Origin of the sequence: Actinomadura miaoliensis (assembly GCF_039536785.1) — a bacterium.
Taxonomy (GTDB): Bacteria; Actinomycetota; Actinomycetes; order Streptosporangiales; family Streptosporangiaceae; genus Spirillospora; species Spirillospora miaoliensis.
This window is the reverse complement of record NZ_BAAAZG010000045.1, coordinates 48,969-72,304: the sequence shown is the minus strand read 5'-3', so window position 1 is coordinate 72,304 and position 23,336 is coordinate 48,969. Positions and strand designations below refer to the sequence as shown.

The 23,336-nt window shown below is 71.4% G+C and carries 20 protein-coding genes and 1 pseudogene; 11 read left to right on the top strand and 10 right to left on the bottom strand.

Going from position 1 to position 23,336, the window contains the following annotated elements:
• The first annotated feature begins 42 nt into the window (after window positions 1-42).
• Window positions 43-306 (top strand): DUF4031 domain-containing protein, encoded by a 264-nt coding sequence (locus tag ABD811_RS28935; protein ID WP_344954086.1) that lies wholly within the window; start codon window positions 43-45, stop codon window positions 304-306.
• Between the two features lie 8 nt (window positions 307-314).
• Here ABD811_RS28935 and ABD811_RS28930 read toward each other — a convergent pair whose 3' ends face one another.
• Window positions 315-923: an HD domain-containing protein gene (locus tag ABD811_RS28930; protein ID WP_344954084.1), complete on the bottom strand. Its 609-nt coding sequence runs from the start codon at window positions 921-923 to the stop codon at window positions 315-317.
• Between the two features lie 106 nt (window positions 924-1,029).
• Here ABD811_RS28930 and ABD811_RS28925 point away from each other — a divergent pair, with 106 nt between their 5' ends.
• The 7 genes and pseudogenes from ABD811_RS28925 (at window position 1,030) to ABD811_RS28900 (ending at window position 7,982) form a co-directional block, all read left to right on the top strand.
• Window positions 1,030-2,196, top strand: a complete 1,167-nt coding sequence (locus ABD811_RS28925; RefSeq protein ID WP_344954082.1) for an ATP-grasp domain-containing protein — start codon at window positions 1,030-1,032, stop codon at window positions 2,194-2,196.
• Entirely contained in the window at window positions 2,193-3,770 is a 1,578-nt protein-coding gene (locus ABD811_RS28920; protein ID WP_344954080.1) for an IucA/IucC family protein, read from the top strand. The genes ABD811_RS28925 and ABD811_RS28920 overlap by 4 nt, the downstream gene beginning before the upstream one ends.
• Window positions 3,761-5,425 (top strand): IucA/IucC family protein, encoded by a 1,665-nt coding sequence (locus ABD811_RS28915; RefSeq protein WP_344954078.1) that lies wholly within the window; start codon window positions 3,761-3,763, stop codon window positions 5,423-5,425. Before ABD811_RS28920 ends, ABD811_RS28915 begins: the two co-directional genes overlap by 10 nt.
• 28 nt (window positions 5,426-5,453) lie before the next feature.
• Window positions 5,454-6,599, top strand: a complete 1,146-nt coding sequence (locus ABD811_RS28910) for a type III PLP-dependent enzyme domain-containing protein (protein ID WP_344954076.1) — start codon at window positions 5,454-5,456, stop codon at window positions 6,597-6,599.
• A gap of 80 nt (window positions 6,600-6,679) precedes the next feature.
• On the top strand, window positions 6,680-6,850 hold the full coding sequence (locus tag ABD811_RS28905) for a hypothetical protein (RefSeq protein WP_344954074.1): 171 nt from the start codon (window positions 6,680-6,682) through the stop codon (window positions 6,848-6,850).
• 195 nt (window positions 6,851-7,045) lie between these two features.
• Window positions 7,046-7,164: pseudogene (locus tag ABD811_RS44050) on the top strand (transposase); the annotation flags it as partial.
• 569 nt (window positions 7,165-7,733) lie between these two features.
• A complete protein-coding gene (locus tag ABD811_RS28900; protein ID WP_344954072.1) occupies window positions 7,734-7,982 on the top strand; it encodes a hypothetical protein in 249 nt (82 codons plus the stop codon).
• Window positions 7,983-8,551: 569 nt separating this feature from the next.
• On the opposite strand, the gene ABD811_RS28895 is transcribed toward ABD811_RS28900, so the two are convergent.
• Window positions 8,552-8,695: a hypothetical protein gene (locus ABD811_RS28895; RefSeq protein WP_344954070.1), complete on the bottom strand. Its 144-nt coding sequence runs from the start codon at window positions 8,693-8,695 to the stop codon at window positions 8,552-8,554.
• A gap of 156 nt (window positions 8,696-8,851) precedes the next feature.
• Here ABD811_RS28895 and ABD811_RS28890 point away from each other — a divergent pair, with 156 nt between their 5' ends.
• On the top strand, window positions 8,852-10,585 hold the full coding sequence (locus tag ABD811_RS28890) for an AMP-binding protein (RefSeq protein WP_344954068.1): 1,734 nt from the start codon (window positions 8,852-8,854) through the stop codon (window positions 10,583-10,585).
• Between the two features lie 359 nt (window positions 10,586-10,944).
• On the opposite strand, the gene ABD811_RS28885 is transcribed toward ABD811_RS28890, so the two are convergent.
• The gene (locus tag ABD811_RS28885; protein ID WP_139578314.1) at window positions 10,945-11,436 is read right to left on the bottom strand and encodes a winged helix-turn-helix transcriptional regulator; all 492 of its coding nucleotides are present in this window, start codon (window positions 11,434-11,436) and stop codon (window positions 10,945-10,947) included.
• A gap of 92 nt (window positions 11,437-11,528) precedes the next feature.
• Between ABD811_RS28885 and ABD811_RS28880 the strand changes: the two genes are divergently transcribed.
• Window positions 11,529-12,023, top strand: coding sequence for a tautomerase family protein (locus ABD811_RS28880; RefSeq protein ID WP_344954063.1), 495 nt, complete (start codon window positions 11,529-11,531; stop codon window positions 12,021-12,023).
• Window positions 12,024-12,069: 46 nt separating this feature from the next.
• Here the strand turns inward: ABD811_RS28880 and ABD811_RS28875 are convergent, their stop codons facing one another.
• Window positions 12,070-12,702 (bottom strand): hypothetical protein, encoded by a 633-nt coding sequence (locus ABD811_RS28875; protein WP_344954061.1) that lies wholly within the window; start codon window positions 12,700-12,702, stop codon window positions 12,070-12,072.
• Window positions 12,703-12,883: 181 nt separating this feature from the next.
• Here ABD811_RS28875 and ABD811_RS28870 point away from each other — a divergent pair, with 181 nt between their 5' ends.
• Window positions 12,884-13,690 (top strand): DUF4253 domain-containing protein, encoded by an 807-nt coding sequence (locus ABD811_RS28870; protein ID WP_344954059.1) that lies wholly within the window; start codon window positions 12,884-12,886, stop codon window positions 13,688-13,690.
• 24 nt (window positions 13,691-13,714) lie between these two features.
• On the opposite strand, the gene ABD811_RS28865 is transcribed toward ABD811_RS28870, so the two are convergent.
• From ABD811_RS28865 to ABD811_RS28840, 6 genes are all read right to left on the bottom strand, one after another.
• Window positions 13,715-14,083 (bottom strand): hypothetical protein, encoded by a 369-nt coding sequence (locus ABD811_RS28865; protein WP_344954057.1) that lies wholly within the window; start codon window positions 14,081-14,083, stop codon window positions 13,715-13,717.
• Window positions 14,084-14,281: 198 nt separating this feature from the next.
• The gene (locus ABD811_RS28860) at window positions 14,282-15,061 is read right to left on the bottom strand and encodes a class I SAM-dependent methyltransferase (RefSeq protein ID WP_344954055.1); all 780 of its coding nucleotides are present in this window, start codon (window positions 15,059-15,061) and stop codon (window positions 14,282-14,284) included.
• A 284-nt stretch (window positions 15,062-15,345) separates the two neighbouring features.
• Entirely contained in the window at window positions 15,346-18,756 is a 3,411-nt protein-coding gene (locus ABD811_RS28855) for an ATP-dependent helicase (protein ID WP_344954053.1), read from the bottom strand.
• Between the two features lie 130 nt (window positions 18,757-18,886).
• Entirely contained in the window at window positions 18,887-22,072 is a 3,186-nt protein-coding gene (locus tag ABD811_RS28850; RefSeq protein ID WP_344954051.1) for an ATP-dependent helicase, read from the bottom strand.
• Between the two features lie 121 nt (window positions 22,073-22,193).
• Window positions 22,194-22,886, bottom strand: a complete 693-nt coding sequence (locus ABD811_RS28845) for a PucR family transcriptional regulator (protein WP_425549471.1) — start codon at window positions 22,884-22,886, stop codon at window positions 22,194-22,196.
• Window positions 22,887-22,983: 97 nt separating this feature from the next.
• Entirely contained in the window at window positions 22,984-23,307 is a 324-nt protein-coding gene (locus ABD811_RS28840; RefSeq protein WP_344954047.1) for an MGMT family protein, read from the bottom strand.
• Window positions 23,308-23,336 lie beyond the last annotated feature (29 nt).

The window sequence follows — 23,336 nt, the reverse complement described above, 5'->3', positions numbered from 1 at the left end:
GCACTGTAGGGGATCCGCCCGCCGGCACACCGTGGAGGTGTTTTGATCCTCATCGACCCGCCGTTGTGGCCCGCCCGGGGCCGGGTGTGGTCCCACATGGTCAGCGACGTGTCCTTCGAGGAACTGCACACGTTCGCCGCGGACCTGGGCCTCCCGCCCAGGGCGTTCGAACGCGACCACTATGACGTCCCGTCCGAACTCTACGAGGCCGCGGTCGCCATGGGAGCCAGCCCCGTGGGCTGCCAGGAACTCCTGCTGCGCCTCACCCGCGCGGGCCTGCGCCGCCGCAAGACCGCCCGCACCTGAGAACCCCCTCACCCGTTCAGCAGCATCAGTTCCGTCCTGATGTTCTGCCGGGCACGGTCCTCGAACCGTCCGCGCGCCTCCGGGGTGTGGAACAGCGCGGGCAGGTCGAGCAGGCTCCGTAGCACCTCGGCGCGGCCCGCCTTGAACAGCTCCTCCGGGACGAAGGCGTACTCCTCGCGTACGGCGGCGGCGTAGGCGGCGTAGCGCTCGGGATCCGACCCCAGCACGGCCAGGTCCGCGTCGCACAGGACCTGGCCGTTGCGGTCGTCCTCATCGGGGGCGTGCGACTCGGTCAGCTCCACGAGACGGGCCACCTCGGCGACGGCGTCCGGCGCGAGGTCGGTGTCGGCGAGCATGCGACGGGCCAGACGCGCGCTGCGCTTCTCGTTGTCGGCGCGGGCGGGGTCGTAGACGGCGTCGTGGAACCACGCCGCGAGCCGTACCAGGTCGGGGTCGGCCGCGTAGGGCGCCAGCTCGTCGACCAGGTCGAGGACGGCGGTGAGGTGGTCGCGGGTGTGGTAGCGGCGGTGCTCCTCCGCGTAGCGGGCGGCCAGCCGTTCCCCGATCGTGCGGGTCTGCGGCCCGGCCAGCGCGGTCCACCGGTCCAGGAGTTCCATGCGCCCATCTTGGGGCCGTGACGGCGTTTCTCGCACGCGGGGTACGGCCCCGCCGCTATGGTGATCAACGAGTTAGGCAAGGCTTACCTCACCTGGAAGGGGCGCCGTGGCCGCCTCGCTCTACCTCGTCGCCGGCAAGACGACCGACTCGGTCACCCACGGGTTCCTGCCCGCGGCCGTACACCTGGCGAACGCGTACGACCTGGACGTCGTGCTGCTCACCGACCGTCCCGCCGAGCACGCCGGCGTCCACCCGGGCCGGATCGTGGAGTGCGACGTCACCGACTACCGGGACATCGTCGCCCGCATGGCCGCCCTGGACGGCACACCTCGCGCGGTCTTCTCCAACAGCGACTTCCTGCAGGCCCCCACCGCCTTGGCCGCGGCCTACTTCGGACTCCCCGGCAAGGACTGGCGCGCCGCGACCCGCGCCAAGAACAAGGCGCTCATGCGCCACCACCTGGCCGGGGTGGACCCGGTGTTCTCCGCCGACGCCGACCACGTCCCCCCGGACGCCCCCTACCCGCTCGTCCTCAAGCCGCGCGAAGGCGTGGCCAGCGAGGACGTCTACCTCGTGGACGGCCCCGAGGAACTGGCGGCACGCCGTGCACAGATACGGGCACGCCGTTCCGGCCCCCTGGTGGCCGAGGAGTACCTGCCGGGACGGCTGCACACCCTGGAAACCCTCGGCGACGGCCGCGAAATCCGAGTGCTGGGGTCGTTCCGCACACGGCTCTCCCCGCCCCCGCACTTCATCGAGGAACGCCTGGAATGGGCCCCGCCGCCCCCTGAGACCGACCAGGTTCTCGCGCAACTGGACGCCCTGGGCATCGGCTTCGGGGCCTGCCACACCGAGTTCGTCGTGCACAAGGGCCGAGCCCGCCTGATCGAGGTGAACTACCGGCTCATCGGCGACCACTGCGACTTCCTGCTGGCGGACCTGCTGGGCGTCCCCCTGCACGAACTGATCCTCCGGGTGCACCTGGGCGAATCCCTGCCCGCCACCCCGGCGACCACGGGCGGCCACGCCGTGGCGGACGTCGTCATCGCCGAACGCGCCGGCACGCTCACGGCCGCCCCCAGCGCCGTCGAACTGACCGACGGCGCGGTACGCCTGTCCTACCTGCCTCAGCGCGCCGTGGGCGAGACGTTCGAGCTGACCCGCACCAACCGCGACTACCTGGGCACCATCCGGGCCATCGGACCCGCCCAGGACGACGTCGAAGCCGCCATAGCCCGTTTCCGCGCCGCCCACACGTGGACGATCACGTGACCGAACAGGCACTCGCCACACGCGTCCTGGACACCCTGCTGCGCGAGGACTACGGCAACCTGCGCCGCTTCATAGACACCGGACAACGGACCCTGGCGCTGCCAGGCGCACCGGTCATAAGACTGCGCCGCGACCGCTTCCTCCACGACCTGGCCGTGGAACCAGGCCAGCCCCTGAAGCTCGACGACGTCCTGCGCATAGCTCGCCACGTGGCGGACCCACGCGACGACATCTCCGCCTTCGAGCGCGAGTGCCGCGAGGCACTCGCCACCCTGCGCCTGCACAAGCGCGCACGCCCCGAAGTCATGGCCCGGCTGTCCCGTGTGCCCGACGAGCAACGCCGGGGCCCCGGCACGTATTACGACACGCTGGCCGCCTACAACGACCACCCCGTCTACCCCACGGGTCTGGCCCGGACGGGCCTGACCGAAGAGCAGCAACGCCGGTACGCCCCCGAATTCGCCCCGTCCTTCCCCCTGCGTTGGGCCGCGATCCCCCACGAACTCACCACAACCACGGGACCGCACCCCCCATGGTGGCCGACCCCGGAGGAAGTGGGCCTCAACGCGGACACTGCCCTCTTCCCCGTACACCCCCTCTCGGTAGGCCACCTCTCCGACCACAAGGACGTGACCATCGCCCCCCACCCCCGGATAGAGGCCGCCCCCACCCTCTCGATGCGCACGGTCGCCGTCGGCCCGCTCACCCACGTGAAGATGCCGCTGCCGACCAGCACGCTGGGCCTGCGCAACCGGCGCACCATCGTCCCCCGAACGTTGCCGGACGGGGCACTGGCCGAACGCCTGCTGCGCCGAGTGCTCGACCACGAACCCGACCTACCGGTGCTGCTGGCCGACGAGCAGACGTTCGGTCACGCCGGCTCCCCCATGCTCGGCTACCTGGTCCGCCGCTTCCCCGAAGCCACAGCGAGCGCACACGTGGTGCCCGTGGCGGCCCTGCTGGCCAGGACACCCAACGGCGAAAACGTCATCGAACGCTGGGACGTCGCAACGCTGTTCGGCGCCTACCTGGACGTGCTCCTGCGCTGGAACGTCACCCTCTTCCGCTACGGCATCGCCCTTGAGGCGCACCAACAGAACGTGTCCTTGGTCATCACCGGGGACGACCAACCGTCCCTGCTGCTCAAGGACAACGACGGGGCTCTCTTCGACCCCGACCGGCTGGCGGGCACCCTCGGCCCCGCCGCTGCCGACGCGGCTTCCGGTTTCGCCGACCCGCGCATGACCACGCGCGACCCCGAGGCCCTCGCCCGCGTCTTCGTCACGATCACCCTGCACCTGTGCGCCGCCGCCCCCGCCTTCGGGCTGGCCGAACGGGGGCTGCTGCCGCTGCGGACCGGCCTGGCCATGATCCGGGACCGGCTGGACGCCGCTCTGGGCCCGGACGACGCGTTCCTGCGCTCCCGCACGCTCGACGCCGACCGGCTGCCCACCAAGGCGATGGTCACCGCAGGGACGCTCGTGGACAAGGCCCGTACGGGGGCCGCCGACATCAACAAGCACTACGGCCCGCCCGGGCCCAACTACCTCCGGGACAACGAACCGTGCTCCTGACACGAACGACGACGTTCACCGCCGACGACGCCACGGCGACCGCACTGCTCAACTGCCTGGTGCGGGAGGTCTGCGCGCCCGAGCAACAGATATGGCCGGACGGCGCGCACCTGATCGTCCGCCTCCCCCGGGTCGGGGTCGTCCTGCGCGCACGCCTGGCACGTCCCCCGGCCGGACCCACATACCGGCTCCTCCCCCCGTACGAGGAACGACGCGACGACGACTGGATCGCGGCACCCTGGGACCGGCTCAGCAACCTCGTCGCTGGAGAACTGGAACTCGCCACCGGCCAGGCCAACCCCGAATTCACCGCCCAGGTCGCCAACAGTCACACCGCCCTGACCGCCATCCTCAAGACCCGAGGCGACTCCTCCCCCGGCGAACTGCCATCCGAGGCCGTCCGCCGCTATGTGGAGTCGGAGCAATCCCTTGTCGCCGGACACCGCTTCCACCCCTCCCCCAAGGCACGCCAGGGCGCCCCGGAGCAGTGGCTGCCCTACACCCCCGAAACCCGCGCCCGCTTCCAACCCCACTGGCTGGCGGTCCGAGAGGAACTCCTCGCAGAAGAAGGAGAACCGAACGCCTTCGACCCTCTGGAGGCCCTAGGCCCCGCCGCTCCCCCCGGCTACCGGGCACTCCCCGCCCACCCCTGGCAACTGTCCCTGCTCGGCGACCACCCCGCACTCCAGCGGGCCCTGCGCAAGGGCCTCGTCCGTGACCTGGGCCTCTGCGGCCCGGAGGCCATACCGACCTCCTCCGTCCGCACCGTGTACGTCCCGGCCGCCGACCTGTTCTGCAAATTCAGCCTGGACGTGCGCATCACCAACTGCGTCCGCAAGAACGCCTGGTACGAACTGACCGGCGCCACCGTCCTCAACCGCCTGCTGCGCCCCGTCTTCGCCACCCTCAGCGCCCGCTTCGACGCCTGCGTCCTGCTCGCCGAACCCGCCTACCGCACCGTGGCACTCGCCGACCGCCACCTCTACGAGGGCCTGGGCGTCATCCTCCGGCAGGGCGTAGGCGACCTGCCCGGCACCCCGCTCCTCGCAGGCGCCCTGGCGGACCCCTACGGAACGCTTCTGGCCCAACTCCCCGCGATGGCCTCCCCAGACAGCGCCCTCACCTGGTGGCAGCAGTACGTGAAACGGGTCGCACTCCCCGTCCTACACGCCTACCTGGACCACGGCGTTGTCCTGGAGCCGCACCTACAGAACGTCCTCATCACCGTGAACGACGAAGGCATGCCCGTCCGCGCGGTCTTCCGCGACCTGGAGGGCACCAAGCTCGTCCCCCGCCACGGCCTCCTCGACGAACTGGCGGACCTGCCTCCACGCATCCGCCAATCCCTCACCTACGACCCCGAACGCGGCTGGAACCGCGTCGTCTACTGCCTGCTCGTCAACCACCTGGCGGAGATCGCCGCAGCCGTCGCCGACCTGCATCCCGAACTCGACCCCGAACTGTGGACGACCGCCCGCAGCCTGCTCTCCGCCTACGAAGGCGCACGCCGCCCGGAACTCAGGGCACTGCTCGCAGGCGTACCGCTCCCGGCCAAGGCGAACCTGCGGGCACGCTGGGCCCGCACCGCTGATCGCGGCGCCGGATACGTGACGGCCCCCAACCCCCTGGCCACCCAGGCGCCGCTCTGTACGTGAGCCGGACGCCCATCGGAAGGCACATCGGATGAAGATCCCACCGCACGTGCTGTCGTACGTCCGCCGGCTCGAACGGTTCCCGGCCTACGTGTACGACCTCCCCGGCCTGCGCTCGCACGCCGAAGCCCTCCACAGCGCCCTGAAATCGCCGTCAGCAGGCCGCGGCCCGGAGTTCTACTACGCGGCCAAGGCCAACCCCGACGCGCCCCTCCTGCGCGCCCTGGACCCGTTCGTGGACGGCATCGAGGTCTCCTCAGGAGGCGAACTCGTCCACGTGCGCCAGGTGCTGCCGCACGCGCGGCTGGCCTTCGGCGGCCCCGGTAAAACCGACGAAGAACTGCGCCTGGCCCTCGACCTCGACGTCCACCGCCTGCACGTCGAAAGCCCCCACGAACTCCACCGCCTGGCCTCCCTGAAGCGCCCGGCCGAGATCCTGCTACGCGCCAACCTGCCGGTCGCGACATCCGGCGCCGCCCTCTCGATGAGCGGCCCCTTCGGCATGGACGAAGACGCCCTGGACACCTGCGCCAAACTCATCGCCGACCGCCCCTGGCTGCACCTGCGCGGCATCCACGCACACCTGGCCTCCGGCCTGGACGCCCCAGCCATGCTCGACCTGGCCTCCCACATCCAGGGCTGGGCCGTCCCCTGGCTACGCGACGTCTGCGGCATCACCCACCCCGAGGTGAACGTCGGTGGCGGCATGGCGGTGGACTACACGACCCCCGGCCAGCTCTTCGACTGGGATTCCTACGCCGAGGGGCTTGCCTCCCTGACCGCCCCCAACGTCCGCCTACGCATCGAACCGGGCCGCGCCGTCACCGCCTACCACGGCTGGTACGTCACCGATGTGCTGGACGTGAAGACCACACGTGGCGAGACCTACGTGGTGCTACGCGGCGGCACACATCACATGCGCACGCCCGTCACCAAGGGCCACAACCAGCCGTTCGTCCCCCTCCTGTCCAGAGCCACCCCGGAGCCGACGCAGCGAGCGACGCTGGTGGGCCAGTTGTGCACGCCAAAAGACGTCTTCGCACGCGACGTCCCCGTCCCCCCACTCCAACCAGGGGACGTGGTGGCATTCGCCATGGCGGGCGCCTACGCCTGGAACATCTCCCACCACGATTTCCTGATGCACCCGAAACCCGAGTTCCACTACCTCGACCAGTAGCAGCCCTACGCTCCGTCCACCGGTACGAATCCGGACGCACCACAGCCGTTGCCCGGCACCTGTTCATCCCGCCCGTCGCCATGGTCGGCGCGGTCGTAGACGACCCCGACTCCTGGATCGATCGGACCGCCGACCCGGCCGCCATGCCCATCTGCTCCTGCTCGGCCCCCAGCCTCGTGCAGCGGATGCTCGAACTGCTGGAGGCGGGCCCCGGGTACAAGGTGCTGGAGCTCGGCACCGGAACCGGGTGAACCGCCGCGCTACTGACCGACCTCGGCGCCGACGTCTCACCGTCGAGGTCGACGACGTCCGCGCTGGACGAGCAGACCGTGACGATGCCCGGCACGGACGCCGCCGCACTGATCACCCCCAGCCCGGCACGTTCGCTCAGCACCGTTCACGACCAGCGCGCCGTGCCGGCGGGCCGGGATCGAGCAGCTGTTGGAGACCCCCCTCTTTCCCCGGCCCTGATCTCGATGCCCGGCATGGGGTCAGCACCGCCGCCCGCATCCTCATCGACGTCGGCGACGGCAGCCGCTTCCGCACCGTCGCCCACCTGGCCGCCAGGTCTCTATCTCTACACCGAACCATCGTGCAGACACGAGCGTCTTTTTGAGGGACGATGAAGCCCTCACCAGCCAGGTCGGCAACCCCTTGGAGGCTTGCCTTGGTGAAACCGCCTGTTCCAGACGACCCACAGCAGCTGGGAAGTTTCCATCTCGACGGATGGCTTGGTGCGGGCGGACAAGGGGTGGTGTACGAGGGCTGCGGTCCTGACGGCAAGCGGGTGGCCGTCAAGGCGCTGCACGGCATGAGCGACCGTGATCGAGAGAAGCTCCGCCAGAAGGTCTGGGCCTGGCGGCAGGTGGCAGGCCCCGATTCTCCCGGAACCGTACGAGGGCTCGCCTTCTCACCCGACGGATCCACGATCCTCAGCATCACAGAAGACCATCTTCGCACCCACCTGATCGGATCCTCCCGATCAAGAAAATGCTGTGCACGGAGGTCGTTCCTCTGTCCAGAGCGCTGGAAGACCTACATACCTGAGCTTCCCTATCGCATCACCTGCTGCCCCCGAACAGAGCACCCGGCGGGCCGACCGAGTGAGGCCCTCGTAAAGCTAAGGAGGCCGTCGTGCTCATGCGCGTGCGCGTTGTCATCCTGGCGCTGATAGCCGCTGTCTTCCTTTATGTGGCGGCCAACCCGGAGAAGGACGGCCCCGGAGCCCTCGCGCTCGTTGTCATCCTGGGTTTCCTGCTTGCCGCCACCTTCGGGTGGGACGACCCACCGAACGGTGGCGGCGGCGGATACGGTGGCGGCGGCGGAGGATATGGCGGATACAGCGGCGGAGAGGGGGGATGCGGAGGCTGCGGGGGCGATTAAGGTCTTGACTCACGGCCCGTACTAGGTCACCGAGTTCAGCATGCGCTGCATGTTCTGAGAGGCATCAGGCGGCCGGCCCGGGTTGCTTCTCAGCGAGCCGGCGGAACCATTCGGCGGCGGCGCCCCTCGGCGCCCGTAGGCGCCCGCTCTGACCGGGGCGACGGCATGGGCGCATCGGCCAGGCTTCACAGAGAAAAAGGGACGGCAGGTGGGGCACTTCTTTTGCCCGGAGCCCCCACATCGCGCACGTCTATCATGCGCTCAGTACCTCAGGGCTAGGCCGACTTGGAAAGGCAATAGTAGAGCGAGACATGCTCTGATGCATGGAGTCTTTATTCGCCGCCTGCGCACTTCGCCATGCGCTACTTGATATCAGCCCGAAACGCCGCCGCCGAGCGCCCACCAAGCCAGTTCGCCGGCTCGTCCGGGTCGTCGGCGCGCCTCGGACGGCGATTGCGTCAAGGGCTTGACGTCTCCGTCACGCGCGGGTGTCCGTTCGGCGGAAGCGGGGTGTCGTCCGGCCGGGCTGCCGTCGGGGGGGCGTCGGCGGGAACGGCGTCGGGGGAAGGCTACTGGGTGAGCCGGATGATGTCGGTGACGAGCTGGTGGCTGAGGACGTTGACGCGGTCGTAGGCCTTGACGTGCCCGCCGCGGGCGGCGCGGGTGTACCAGGTGGCCGCTTCCCTGGTTCTGCCTTGACTTTCGTAGCTCACGAGGCTCACCGTTGCGGTGACGTGCCCCCTGAACCTTATGGATCACCAGGTCCGCAGCGCCGCACGCCTTGGGACAGCACAGCCCGCCACCACATGTTCGCTCGTGGGTGGGTATGTCATTGACCTGTCGACGGGTTGGTCAGGAGGAGAACGGCTGTGGTGCTCGACCGGGTGCGGACGGTGGCGAGTCTGGGAGCGCGCGCTACGCGCGCGGTGCGGGACGTGGGCGTGCTGCATCCGGTCCGGCCAGACCGGGCGGTGCGGCTGGTGTTCGCGGGTGCGCGGTTCGGTCCGACGCCCGCGACCTTGGGCGCGATGGCGGCGCTGCGGTTTCCCGCCCGGACCGCGCTGCACGACGAACGCGGCGCCCTGACCTACGTGGAGCTGGAGCAGCAAGCAGCCGCAGTAGCCACCGCCCTGCACCAGCGCCTCACCAACGCCACTCCATCCCGAAACAAGAAGTCAGCCGCCACCCCCACCACCACCGAAGAACCCACCGCCACGACCCACACACCCACACAACCTGGCGAAGCAACTTCCAACCAACAGGACGCCGGAAAGCCGGAGGCACGCATAGGAGTGCTGTGCCGCAATCATCGCGGGTTCGTCATCTCACTGCTGGCGGCGTCGCGGCTGGGCAATGACGTGGTCCTGCTCAACACCGACTTCTCCGCAACGCAGCTCGGGGACGTCACCGAGCGCGAAGGCGTCCGGCTGCTGCTGCACGACCAGGAGTTCGACGAGGTGGTGGAGCAGTCCTCCTTCGATGGTCAGCGCGTCCATGCGTGGACGGATCACCCGAGCGACCCTCGCCTCCCCACGATCGAGGAGCTGGCGGACACAGAGCCCGTTGCGTACAAGCCGCCCCGCCCCAGCCGAGTGGTCATACTCACGTCCGGCACCACCGGCACCCCCAAGGGAGCACGTCACGATGTCTCGCTCGCGGCAGTGGTTCCGGCGGCACTGAGTCATCTGATGCGGGTTCCGGTGCGTTCGGGGGCGCCGATCCTGGTCGCTCCTCCGTTGTTCCACGTCCTCGGTATGGCGTACATGCTGGTCGCCCTGGGCATGGGCATGCCGCTGGTGCTGCTGCGCCGGTTCAATCCGGGCAAGGTGCTGGACGCCGTCGACGCCTACCGGGTGGAGGCGCTGGTCGCGGTCCCGGTCATGCTCCAGCGGATCCTGGACGCCTCACGCGGGCGGCCGCTGCCGGACTCGCTCCGGGTAGTGGTGTCCGGCGGGTCGGCGCTGCATCCGCACCTCTCGGAGGCGTTCATGGACGTCTTCGGGGACGTCCTGCACAACGTGTACGGGGCCACCGAGACCGGATGGGCGACCATCGCGACCCCGCGAGATCTGCGCGAGGCACCTGGCACGGTGGGCCGACCGACCTTCCGCCTCACCATCAAGATCCTGGACGAGGACGGGCGGGAACTCCCCTCCGGAGAGATCGGGGAGATCTACACCGGAGGCGGGTTGCGGTTCGCCGGCTACACCGGTGGCGGCGGCAAACGGGTCCACGAAGGCCTGGCGGGCAGCGGTGACCTCGGCCACTTCGACTCGGCGGGACGACTGTTCGTCGACGGGCGCGCCGACGACATGATCGTCTCGGGCGGAGAGAACGTCTTCCCCGGAGAGGTCGAGGACCTGCTCGGCCGCCACCCCGACGTGGCCGAGGTCGCGGTCGTCGGGGTGGAGGACGCCGACTTCGGGCAGCGGCTGGCCGCCTACGTGGTCCGTGAGCCGGGCGCGTCGATCGACGAAGAGGACGTCAAGCGGTACGTCAAGGAGAACCTCGCGCGCTACAAGGTGCCTCGTGACGTGTACTTCGTGGACGAGCTTCCGCGAACCAGCAGCGGAAAGGTAAGACCCCACGCCCTCCCGAACTGACCGCCAGCCCAGGACACAGCCCAACCGGCAACGCCCCACCCCCGACACGACACCGCACCGTCGAAACCAGCCGCAGCAGCGCGACGAGACCTCCCCCGGCCAACGCCCAACTCGCCGAGGTCGCCGCAGACCGGCAGGGTCGACGCAGGCCAGCAGATCGGCGCAGGTCAGCAGATCGGCGTAGGGCCGGCGGAATCGGTGGCAGCGTGACGAGACCTGCCTCTGGCCGGCGTCCCGGAACTGTCGGAGTCGGGTACTGGTGCCGCAGCATCCAACGTTTGCCCCATGGCCCAGGCGTCGGCCCCACTGCTTGGATCATGCTTCTCGCGATATGAGCTGCTGAGGACGATCCTGGGATCTCAGGAGCTTTCCACGAAGCGCGCGCCCGGCCCGGGCGTGCGGCAGACGTCTTCCGGGGCGAGGTGGCTGTGCCCCGCAGCGCACTCGAGGACGACCTTGACCGGCTCGTCGCAGGAGCTCGCATCGTCGACGGGCCGGTGCCGGACGATGACCGACGGGCCCTGCGGGTCGGCGAGGTACGTGTCGCCCCATTCCAGGAGCGCCACGAGCGTGGGCCGCAACGCCCGGCCCTGCTCGGTGAGCTCGTAGGCGAAGCGCTGCCGATCCCCGGGCTCCTGATAGGGCACGCGGCGCATCACTCCCGCGGTCACCAAGGTCTCGAGCCGAGTCGCCAGGAGATTTCTGGCGATCCCGAGGCGGGAGTGGAACTCTCCGAACCGGCGCGCGCCGTCCAGCGCTTCACGAACGATCAGCAGCGACCAGCGCTCCCCCACCACCGAGAGGGCGCGCGCCACCGAGCAGTTCACTGGGTCGATTCGCCGCGTCTCCATGGGACGAGTGTACCCATCTGGGTTTACAAATTGTACTTAGCCCTCATAGGATCCGGCCTGAGTTGAAAATCTAAACTCACAAAGGAGCGACCATGCCCATGCTCGACGTGTACATTCCCGACGGCGCGCTCCAGCCGGACGCCGAGGCGGCGCTGCTGAACCGCATCACCGAGATCCTCGTCCGCAACGAGGGATTCGACCCCGCCGACCCGGTGAGCCGCTCCGTCTCCTGGCTCTGGCTGCACCGACCGGCCGGCATCTACGTCGGCGGAGAACCCGCGGACGCACCTCGCTACAAGGTCGTCCCGTCCGTCCCCGAGGGCCAGCTCGACGAGCAGAAGCGTGCGAGCGTCATCGCCGAGGTCACCGAGGCGATCCTCGACGCGGAGAACGGCGCCTGGCCACGTGACGCCAGCCGGATCTGGGTATTCCCCACCGAGATCCCCGAGGGTCACTGGGGCGGCTGGGGCCAGATCAGGCCGCTCGCAACGATCCTCGCCCGACTCACCGGCGACACCGGGCGGGCCCGTACGCTCGCGCGTGAGCGGATCGCTGCCACCCGAGCCGAACACGCCCGCCTGCCCTGATGAGCGGCGAACGAAGTGGGGATCGATGCGGCCGGTGACACAGTCGTTAAGACCAGCCCGATTCAGGCGACGTTGGCCCTGGCCACGACCTCTCGCGGAGGCGTTCGTCGGCGGCGTGCTGGTTCCGCCAGATGATGTAGCGGCGGATCATGCTGCCCTCCTCTTTGCGGGTGGCGTGGTCGGTACCGTCCAGGGTGAAGTAACGCAGGGCGGTGAACTGGGCCTCGATGCGGTTGAGCCAGGAGCTGTTGCAGCCGGGGTCCTTGTGCCGTCCACCGCGCTCGGCCCACTGCCGCCCAGGGTGGGGCTGGAGGTTGAGCGGGCCGAACTCGTCCAGGCAGAAGACGACTTCAGGCTCACCCTCCTCTGGCATGACCTCGCCGTCGGCGATCGCGTAGAGGTGCTCGACGCGGGCCTTCTTCGTGGCGTAGTCCGGGTCGCGGGAGGTCTTCCAGGTCTTTATTCGTTGAAACGACACGCCCTCCTCTCGGAGCAGGACCCGCAGGCCCTGGTGGCTGATGTCGTCGACCACCCCCTCGGCGGCCAGGAAGTCGGCCGGCTTGGCCAGGCTCCAGGTCGAGAACGGCAGGCCGTGCTCGGCCGGCTCGGACTTGGCGATCTTCCCAACCGGCATGCCCTGCGCGGACAGCAGCACCATCTGGGCCCGCCGCCAGGTCACCACCGACCCGGTGCCTCTGCGGACAATGCGCAGCAGCCCTCGTCGTCATCGATCTCGCGGACGCGTACCCGTTCTGCCACCCGGGCAGCCTGGCGAGACCGCGCCGCACGGACCAGCATCCGAACGGCGCGTCACGTCACTACGGGTCAAAGGTTCTCTGATGCGGCACTAGTTTGCGCCCGTGGCCGACTTCACCTTCCCGCCCCTACCCGGCGATCTCCCGCTTCCTCCCGGCGACGTTGTCCATGCCACTCCCCTGCGGGGCCGCGGCACCGCACGGCCGGTGCTCTGGCTCGCAGACGAGCGGATGCCGGACGCCGGCGCGTGGTGGACACGCTGGTACGCGGCACGTGAGAGGACGGGGTTGTACCCGTTGCTGTTGGGAACTCTCGATGATCCTTACAGCGGCGTACTGGACCAACCGTGGCGGACGACCGGCGATCTGGCCTATCGCTCGGTGAGGGCGATCGACGCTCTGGACGCGGAGGACGTGCTGCGCGACTGGTGGGAGCCCGAGGTGAACCGCGAGTTCCATGGGGCCGACTCGGCGCTCGCGCGACCGTGGCCGGGGCTCGCCGCACCTTCCGATCCGGCGCGGACAGACCCGGACGAGTTCGCGGGCCTGGTCGCGGCGCAACTGACAACCGGAGAGTCACTGCTGACGGGGCTCGCGCCCGCGAGGCGCGGCGCGGACGCGCTGACGGCAGTGGGCTGGCACGGGCCGTTGAACCACACCAACGACACCGAGGAGATCTCGGTGGTGGTGCGGTCGTGGGAGGAGCGGTTCGGCGCCCGGGTGGTGATGGTCGGCTTCGCCACGCTCTGCCTGTCAGTGGCCGCGCCGCCCACGACACGCGAGCACGCACGGGCCGTGGCGGCCGAGCACTACGCCTTCTGCCCGGACAACATCGACCAGGGAACCGGGGACTTCGAGGAGTACGCCCGGGAGCTGGTCAACGCAAGCACATGGTCGTTCTGGTGGGACTGATCTCCGAACCGCCCCGTCCCTCGGTCAGGCGGCTCCCGCGCGGGCTTTGGCCGCCAGGCAGATGCGGGCCAGGTCGTTGAGTGCGTCGGCGCGGCGCTCGTCCAGGGTGCGGCCGTCACCCGCGTGCGTCTCGGCCAGGGTGTCGATGACCAGGGAGAAGATCGGCCATTCGGCGGGGCCGATGGCCCCTTCGAAGTCGACGTCGCCCTCGGCGAGTTCGTCCAGGTCGATGTGGCGCGCGAACGTCGCCAGAGCCGCCTCGGCGGCGACGACGCCGATGCGCATGGCCAGCGCGGCGGGCTCACGCTCCGGACGCCGCTCCGAACGCTGCTGCTCTGAGTGCTGCTCCGGGCGCCGTACGGGGGAAGAGGCCAGAGCACTGCTAGAACTCATGTTCGACAACATAGAGCACTCAAGTCACACGCGTCGAACGTTTGCTCGAAGTCACCAGGCACATATCCACCCTCACCGCAAGAACCCGCCTCCGAACGCGCCGCCCCCAGCACGAAGCACCTCCGCGCCCGTCCACGCGAACCACGTCCGCACGAAACCCACAGGAAGCACGTACGGCGCGAAGCACGCGCAGGGCGCTCACGGTGCGCAGGCGTGGACGAGCAGGTTGGTGTGGGTGAAGCACAGCTCCCCGTCGACCATGGAGGGCCGCATGCCGGTGGCGGGGCCGCCGGACAGTTCGGCCTCCAGTTCCTTGCGGATGCCGACGGCGACGTCGTCCGGGGTGTGCGACTGCTCCAGCCAGGGGTCGAGCGGCCGGACGTAGTCGAAGGTCTCGGCGCGCTTGACCTCGGCGCCCGCCGCCTCGACCAGCTCGGTTATGCGCTCCCGGGTGAGCAGGGTGTTGTGGGAGGGGTCGCGCAGCCGTTCGATGCGGTCCGGGTCGGCGGTGACGCCCTCCGGGCGGATGATGTCCTGGACGAACAGCGCCCCGCCCGGGCGGCTGACCCGTGCCATCTCGCGCAGCACGGCCTCGGGGTCGGCGACCTGGTGCAGGGCGAAGCGGGAGACCACGAGGGTGAACGAGCGGGACAGATAGGGCAGGTCGGCGGCGTTGCCGCGGGTGAAGGTCACGTTGGTGACGCCGTCGCGGTCGGCCTCGCGCTTGCCCTGTTCGAGCATCGCGGGCGTGAGGTCCAGAGCCGTCACGTGCCGGACGCGGTGGGCGAGCGCGCGCGACACCAGGCCGGTGCCCGCGGCGACCTCCAGCACCACGTCCTCCAGGTCCAGTTCGGGCTCCATGTACTCGACCAGCCGCGCCAGGTGGCGCGTGCACGCCACGTTGAGGCGCGTGTCACCGAAGGTGGCCGCCTGCTTGGAGAACTCCCGTACCACCGTCTCGTCGTGCCGCTTCGCCAAGCCCCTGCCTCCGCTCGTCGCCTAGCCGTACCCGGCCGTGGCCAACCGTCGCCTGGCCGCCGCCTGGCTTCACCTAGCCGCCGCGCCCAGCCTTCGCCTAGCCCCTACCTACCCCTCGCCCACGACGCCGCTCTGCGACATCGCCTCCGCCGTAACCCAGACCCGCCACGCCGGGTAACGGCCACGGTGAGTGCATACCTACATACCCGTCCTGGGAGTCATACCCGTCCTGGACGTTGTTGCCCGGATCATCCCTGAAATGACGCACCGTGACCAGAGGCAAATCACAGTGGTTTGGCGGCGACGGGGATTTTCTCCAGCAGGGCGGCCAGGCCGGCGGCGTCGAGCAGGTCGGCCGGGCGGACGGTGCGGTTGTCGGGGACGTAGTGGAAGGCGGCGCTGACCTTCTCGACGGGGACGTTCGCCAGCTCGGCCCAGGCCAGGCGGTAGGCGGCCAGCTGCACGGCGGCGGCGTCGGCGTCCGCGCCGGTCGGGGGCCGGCCGGTCTTCCAGTCGACGATCTCGTAGCCGCCGTCGGCGGTGCGGAACACCGCGTCCATGCGGCCCCGCACCAGCCGGTCGGCGATCACGGTCTCGAACGGGACCTCGATGTCCAGGGGCCGGCGGGCGGCCCAGGGCGACTCCTCGAACCGTTCGCGCAGCCGGTCGAGGAAGGCGTCGTCGGCCGCGCCCTCGTCGGCGGCGCCGGGCAGCTCGTCGGGGTCGATGAGGCGCTGCTGGCCCCAGCGGCTCTCCAGCCAGGCGTGGAAGGCGGTGCCGCGGCGCGCGTAGGGGGCGGGCGGGCGCGGCATGGGACGGCGGATCTGCCGGGCCAGGGCCTCGGGGTCGCGGGCGAGGGACACCAGCGCCGACACCGACAGGTGCGCGGGCAGCTCGACCTGCATGCCGTCGCCGCCGCGGCCGCGGTCCCGTTCGGCGAGCAGCAGCTCCACGTCGCGCGCCCAGGCGGTCATGCGGGACCGGTCGGCCGGGGTGAGCCCGTCGTCGCCGGCCCAGTGCAGGTTGCGGCCGGTCATGGCGTCCTCGACCATGCGGGCGCCCGCGACGATCGCGTCATAGCGTTCGCGCGCGGACGCGTCGCCGCGGGCGGCCCGCTCGGCGGGCGACAACGGCCAGGGCGCCTCCTCGCCGCGTTCGAGCAGCGGGTTGGTGGCGTCCTCGTCGGGCGGCGGCGTCCAGACGGCGACCGTGCCGGCGCCGGCCACGCACACCTCGCGGATCTCCTCCAGGAACGGGGACGGGCCGAGGGGGCGGCCGGACGACCCCCACCAGTAGCCCGTGGCGATCAGCAGGTGGGACGCGCGGGTGACCGCGACATAGGCGAGCCGCCGTTCCTCGCGCAGGTCGCGTTCGGCGCACGCCCGGTCGAACGCGGCCAGGTCGTCCTTCTCCAGGCCGCGCAGGTCGGGCAGGTCGGCGCGGTCGCCGCGCAGCATGAACGGCAGGACGCGAGGGTTGGCGGTCCAGCGGGTGGCGTTCTGCGGCGGGGACGGGAAGATCGATCCCTTGGCGGGGCCGCCGCTCTTCTGCGGGGTGAAGGACAGGCCGGGCACGATCACCACCGGCCATTCCAGGCCCTTGGACGCGTGCACGGTGAGCAGCTTGACGCTGTTGCTCTCGCCGACCCGGCCCGCCTCCAGGCCGAACTCCTCGGACTCGGCGGCCTGCAGGTAGGCCAGGAACGCGCCGAGCGTGGGGTCCTCGGCGTCCCCGGCGAAGGTGGCGGCGGCGTCGATGAACGCGTCCAGGTCGGCGCGGGCGGTGACCGGGTCGAGACCGGCGCGCGCGGCGACCTCGATGTCGAGCCCGAGGACGCGCTCCACCTCGGTGACCAGGTCGGGCAGCGGCAGGCCGACCTGGCGGCGCAGGGCCCGCAGTTCGTCGCGCAGGCGCCGCAGCCGCGCGTACCCCTCCGGCGAGTACTGCTCGGTCGGGCCGAGGTCGTCCAGGGCGTCGACGAGACCGCCGGTCTCCTGGTTCAGCTCACTGACCAGCTGCCGCAACGGGTCGTCGGGCAATTCCGGCGCGGCGGACTCGGCCCCGGAACCGGCCCCAGCCCCTGCCCCGGGATCGGCAGGAGCCTCAGCGGCAGGCGGAGTGACGTCTCGGGCCGCCTCCTGCGCCAACGCACGGGCCCGGCGTCCGAGCGCGACGAGGTCGCGCGGGCCGAGTCGCCAACGCGGCCCGGTCAGCAGCCGCGCCAGGGACGCCCCGGCGGTCGGGTCGTGCATGACCCGCAGCGTCGCCACCACGTCCTGCACCTCGGGGACGGTCAGCAGGCCCCCCAGCCCCACGACCTCGACCGGAATGCCCCGGCTCTCCAACGCCTTGCGGATCAGCGGGAACTGGGAGCGCTTGCGCGCCAGCACCGCGACATCCGAATACGTCAGGGGCTCGCCGTCGTCCCAGACCCCGCCGTCCGGCGCGATGGCCGGGTCCCCGGCCAGCAGACGGGCCACGCGCGCGGCGATCCGCTCGGCCTCGTCCTCCACGGTCTCGAACAGCGCGCACTCGACCCGGCCGCGCTTCTCCCGCCCCGCACCCGGCACCAGACGCGGCACCGCCGAGGTGTCGGCGCGCAGCTCGTCCTGGACCCGCGCCGCCGCCTCGAGAATGCGCTCGCCGTTCCGGAAGCTGCGGCTGAGCTGCACGACCGGTGCGGGCACCGCCCGCTCCCCGGGCCGCTGCGCGGGCCGCAGCGGGAAGTCATGGGCGAAGCGCAGCAGGTTGCCGGCGGACGCGCCCCGCCACCCGTAGATCGACTGGCAGGGGTCGCCCACGGACGTGACGGGATGGCCGCCGCCGAACAGCGAACGGAGCAGGACCAGCTGGGCCTGGCTGGTGTCCTGGTACTCGTCCAGCAGCACGACCGAGAAGCGGGACCGTTCGATCATCCCGACCTCGGGATGCCGGTGGGCGATGCGGGCGGCCAGCGCCATCTGGTCGCCGTGGTCGATCACCTCGCGGTCGGCCTTGGCCCGCCCGTACGCCTCCACCAGCGGCATGAGCTGCTCGCGGACGGCCTGCCTGGCGAGGATGTCGCGCTGGGCCTTCAGCGGCTTGCGCACCGCGGCGAAGCGTTCCTCCAGCCAGGCCCCGACCTTGCGGATGTCGTCGGGGCCGCGCAGGTGCTCGGACAGGTCGCCGGACAGCTCCATCACGGCCTTGGTGACGGTGTCCGGCGACCATTCGATCTTGTCCATGGGGCCGTCGTAGGCGTCGACGACGCGCGAGCAGATCTGCCAGGCGACCGCGGGCGAGATCAGCCGCATGGTGGGCTCCAGCGCCTCGCGCAGCGCGTGGTCGCCGAACAGGCGGGCGGCGTAGGAGTGGTACGTCGACACCATCGGCTCGCCGTCGAACACCGACTCGCCGCCGAGGCGGGCCAGCTCGTCGGCGGGCAGCGCCTCGCGCAGCCGGTCGAGCCGCTTGCGGACGCGGGCGCCCAGTTCGGCGGCGGCCTTGCGGGTGAACGTCAGCCCCAGCACCCGTTCGGGCCGGACGAACCCGTTGGCGACCAGCCACACCACACGGGCCGCCATCGTCTCGCTCTTGCCCGACCCGGCCCCGGCGATCACCGCCATCGGCGCCAGCGGCGCCTCGATCACCCGGGCCTGCTCGTCGGTCGGCTCCGGGATCCCCAGCAGCCGGGCGAGCTCCCCCGGTGTGATCAAGGACACCTCCCATCGCCGGACACGGGGCCGATCCGCACGGGCCCGCCTGCCCGCGCTCCCCGCCGACCGGTGCGCCCGGGTCCACCCCCGGCGCCGACGCCGACTCCGGCGCCGGCCGCGATACCGATCTTCATGGGCCTACCTGCCCGCCCTCCTCGTGCACCGGGCAGCAGGACCGTACCGGGCAGGTCCGACACTTGTCGTTGGCGCGGGCCTGGAACACGTCGCTGGCCATCCCGGCGGCGACCAGGTCGACGAGCTTCTTCGGCCAGTCGGGCTCGGGGTCCTCGGTGGGCGGCGGCTGCTCCTGCTCGCGCGCGCGGGCGGTGAAGGCGGCCTTGCCGACCTGGACGAGCTTGGCGCCGCCCGGCTCGATCAGGCCGTGCCGTTCGAACGCGCCGAGCATCACCGCGTACTGGTAGACGCCCAGCTGCGGGTGGCGCGCCAGCTCGTCCTTGGGGACGGCGGTGGTGGAGGTCTTGATGTCGATGATCACGGCGCGGCCCTCGGCGTCGCGTTCCGCCCGGTCGATGCGGCCCTTGATCACCACGCGGCCGAGGTCGACCTTGAACGACTCCTCCAGCGCGACGATCTCGTTGGGGTTGTCGCGGTGCCAGGTCAGGAACCGGTCGACCATGGTGGCGGCCTGCTCGCGCTGCTTGTCGGAGTACCAGGCGCTGCGGAAGTCCAGTTCGTTCCAGATCTCGTCGAGGCGCTTGGCCACGTCGACCTCGGTGATCCCGTCGTCGGCGCCGGCCATCTCGGCGACCGCGTGGATGACCTTGCCCATGGTGCTGAACTCGCCGGGACCGCCCTCCTGGGCGCCCACCGCCGAGGCCAGCAGCCAGCGCAGGCCGCAGGTGGTGAACGTCTCCACCTGCGACGGCGACACGGTGATCTGCTCGTCGTCGCCGAACGCGGGTCCGGGGTCGGACAGCGCGGTGATCGCGTACCAGTGGTCGGGGCGGGCGCCGCGCACCCCGGCGCGGGCCAGACGGGCCAGGTGCGCGGCGGCGGCGCGGCGCAGCGGTTCGGGACGGGACGGGTCGGCCACGACCGAGCGCAGGTCGGCGACCAGCGCGGGCAGCGACAGCCAGCGGGTCTTCTCGTCGAGCTGGGCCTGCTCGGCGGCGCCCGGCAGCAGCTCGTTGAGGAACCGGGACGGGCGTTCCTCGGTGTCGTCACCGCCGACCGCCGTGACGACCAGCCGCCGCCGCGCCCGGGTGACGGCGACGTAGAACAGGCGGCGCTCCTCGTCCAGCATCTTGGCGGCCATGGACGCGCCGGCGGCCTCCTCGCCCGGCACGTCGCCGCCCGCCGCGTGCTCGACCAGTTCCTCGACGCCCAGCAGGGAGCCGCGCAGCCGCACGTCCGGCCACACGCCCTCCTGCACCCCGGCGACGACGACCACGTCCCACTCCAGGCCCTTGGAGCGGTGCGCGGTCAGCACCCGCACCGCCTCGCCGTGCGGGGCCTGCTCGGCGAGGGTGTCCCCGGCGATCTCCTGGGAGGCGATCGAGTCGACGAACAGTTCGGGACCGGCCTGCGGCATGCGGTCGACGAACCGGGCGGCGTGGTCGAACAGCGCGACGACGGCGTCCAGGTCGCGGTCGGCGGACGCGCCCCGGGAGCCGCCCCTGACGCTCTGCTCCAGCAGCTCGTCGGCCAGGCCGCTCTCCCGCCACACCGCCCACAGCACGTCCTCGGCCGTGCCGCCCTTGCGGGCGCTTTCGCGGGCCACCTCGATCAGGTGCGCGACGCGTTCGGCGGGGGCGCGCACCTTCTCGTGGACGGGGATCAGCTCGTGCGGGTCGTTCACGGCGGCGACCAGCAGCTCGCTCAGCGGACGCTGCCCGCCCGACAGATCCTCCAGGTCGCGCAGCGCGCGCTTGAGGCGGCGCATGGCCAGGGCGTCGGCGCGTCCCAGAGGGCCGGTGAGGAGCTCCTCCACGACGAGCTCGTCCAGGAACCCGCGTTTGAGGGCGGCGCGCAGCAGCATCAGGATCGGCCGGACGGCGGGTTCGGCGATCAGCGGCACCTCGTCGCCCGCGACGACGACCGGAACCCCGGACTGCGCGAGCGCGCGCCGCAGCACCGGCACCTGGCGGGTGGCGCTGCGCACCAGCACCGCCATCCGCGACCACGGCACGCCGTCCAGCAGATGGGCGCGGCGCAGCTCGTCGGCGACCAGCGCGGACTCCTGGCTCTCGCTGTCGGCGATCACCACGCGGACCTCGTCGGCCGGGCCGTCGTCGCCGTCGGCGTCGCGCACCGGGCGCAGGTCGCGGTGCTCGGCGGCCAGCGGACCGGCGGGCAGCCGGCGCGCGATGCGGCGGGACGCGGTCAGCACCTCCGGGCCCATGCGGCGGCAGTCGCGCAGCGCCACGACGGGGGCCGGGTCGCCGGTGATCGTGGGGAACCGGGTGGGGAACTGCAGGATGTTGCGGACGTCCGCGCCCCGGAACCCGTAGATCGACTGGTCGGGGTCGCCGACGACGACCAGGTCGCGGCCGTCCCCCGCCAGCTGCTGGAGCAGGTACTCCTGGGCGGGGTCGGTGTCCTGGTACTCGTCGACGAACACCACGTCGTAGGAGTCGCGCTCGCGCAGGCGCACGTCCTCGTCCGACAGCAGCGTCGCCGCCACCTGGATCAGGTCGGCGTAGTCGTAGGTGGGGACGGGGTCGACGGCGAACCGGTCGGCGTAGCGCTCCATGAACCGGCCGATCGCCGTCCAGTCCTCCCGGCCCCGCGTGCGGCCCAGCGCGACGAGTTCCTCGGGGCCGTAGCCGCGTTCGGCGGCGCGCAGGCAGAAGTCGCGCAGCTCCTCGGCGAACCCGCGGGTGGCCAGGGCCGGACGCAGCCGTTCCGGCCAATCCCGCGCGCCGTCCAGCAACTCGCCCTGCAGCAGCCTGCGCACCTCCAGCAGCTGCTCGGGCCCCGACAGCAGGCGCGGCGGGGGCTCCTCGTTCAGGACGGCGTCGCGGCGCAGCAGCGCGTAGGCGTAGCTGTGGAAGGTCAGCGCCAGCGGCGTGCGCGTGGTGCGGTGCAGCCGTCCGGTGATGCGTTCGCGCAGCTCCCCGGCGGCCTTGCGGCTGAACGTGAGCACCAGCACCCGCTCGGGGTCGACGCCGCGGTTCTCGATACGGTCGACGACGGCCTCGACGATGGTGGTCGTCTTGCCGGTGCCCGGCCCGGCCAGCACCAGCAGCGGCCCGCCCGTGTGCTCGACGACCTGCCGCTGCCGCTCGTCGAGCACGGGTGGGACGGCGCGCGCGGGACCGGCGCGCCGTACGAGGCGGTAGGACGCTGACGGCACAACAGACGATTCCAGCAGATCATCGGGGCAGGTCTGACCAGAATCGCCGCATGACGCCAACGCGCCGGGTGGGAAAGCGGGTGAGAAAGAAGGCGGAACGCGGAGGTCGGCCGCCCGCCGGCTACTCGGCGCGCAGGGCCAGGAGCAGGTCGACCCGGTCGTCCAGTGACGACAGGTCACGGCCCGTGAGTTCCTCGATGCGGCCGATGCGGTAGCGCAACGTGTTGACGTGCAGGTTGAGGCGGCGCGCGCAGACCGTCCAGGAGCCCGAGCAGGCCAGGAACTCGGTGAGCGTGGCGAGCAGCTCGCCGCGGTGGCGGCGGTCGTAGCTGATCAGCTCGCCGAGGACGCGGCGGCGGAACTCGCGGCGGGCGTCGGCGGGCAGCCGCTCCAGCAGCGCCGCGTGCGTGGCCGGGACGTCGCCGAGGGCGCCGGCCTCGGCGTCCAGGCGGCGCACCACGATCGCCATGAGGCGCGACAGCGGCGTCTCGCGCGGCACCGCGACCAGCGGCAGGCCGTAGCGGTCGCAGGCGGCCACCAGGTCGTCCGGCACGGGCAGCACGGCCTCGCCCGCGCCCAGGGCGGCGACCTGCTTGGCGACCAGCGCGGCGACGAAGGGCGCCGAGTCGTAGGGGCCGCGCCGCCACATCAGCCCGGTCAGGACCAGCTCGCCGCCGTCCAGGTAGCGGCTGGGGTCGGGCAGGTCGGTGACGAACACCTGCCGCACGGGACGATCCAGCCGGTCGCGGCAGGCGAGCGGGCGCAGCCGCAGTTCCGGATCCTCGAGCAGCTCGGCGACCCTCACACCGCACATGCTACGAACCGGATGTTCGAGGAAAACGCCTCAACTGTTACGGCCGTGCTACAGCTCCGTCAGCCCGCCACGCGCGGCGGGGTCGCGCGGCCGGGGCTCAGGGGCGGCCGTCCCAGCGGGCGCGGCGCATGTCGACGCGGCGACCGTCCGGGCGCAGGGGCGTGCCCTCGACGCGGTACTCCTCCAGTGCCCGCACCTCGTGGCCGGGCGGGGGGCTGCCGTCGGCGCGCAGTACCCGCCACCAGGGCACACCGCCGCCGTACCGGGCCATGACACGGCCGACCTGCCGCGGCCCGCCCGCGCCGAGCATCTCGGCGACGTCCCCGTACGCCAGGACGCGGCCGGGCGGGATGCGCTCCACCACGTCCAGCACCGCGTCGGCGTAGTCGTCCAGCGTGTCGGGCGGCTTCTCAGAGGCCAAGGGTGACTCCGTCGTGTCCAGGGGCGGAT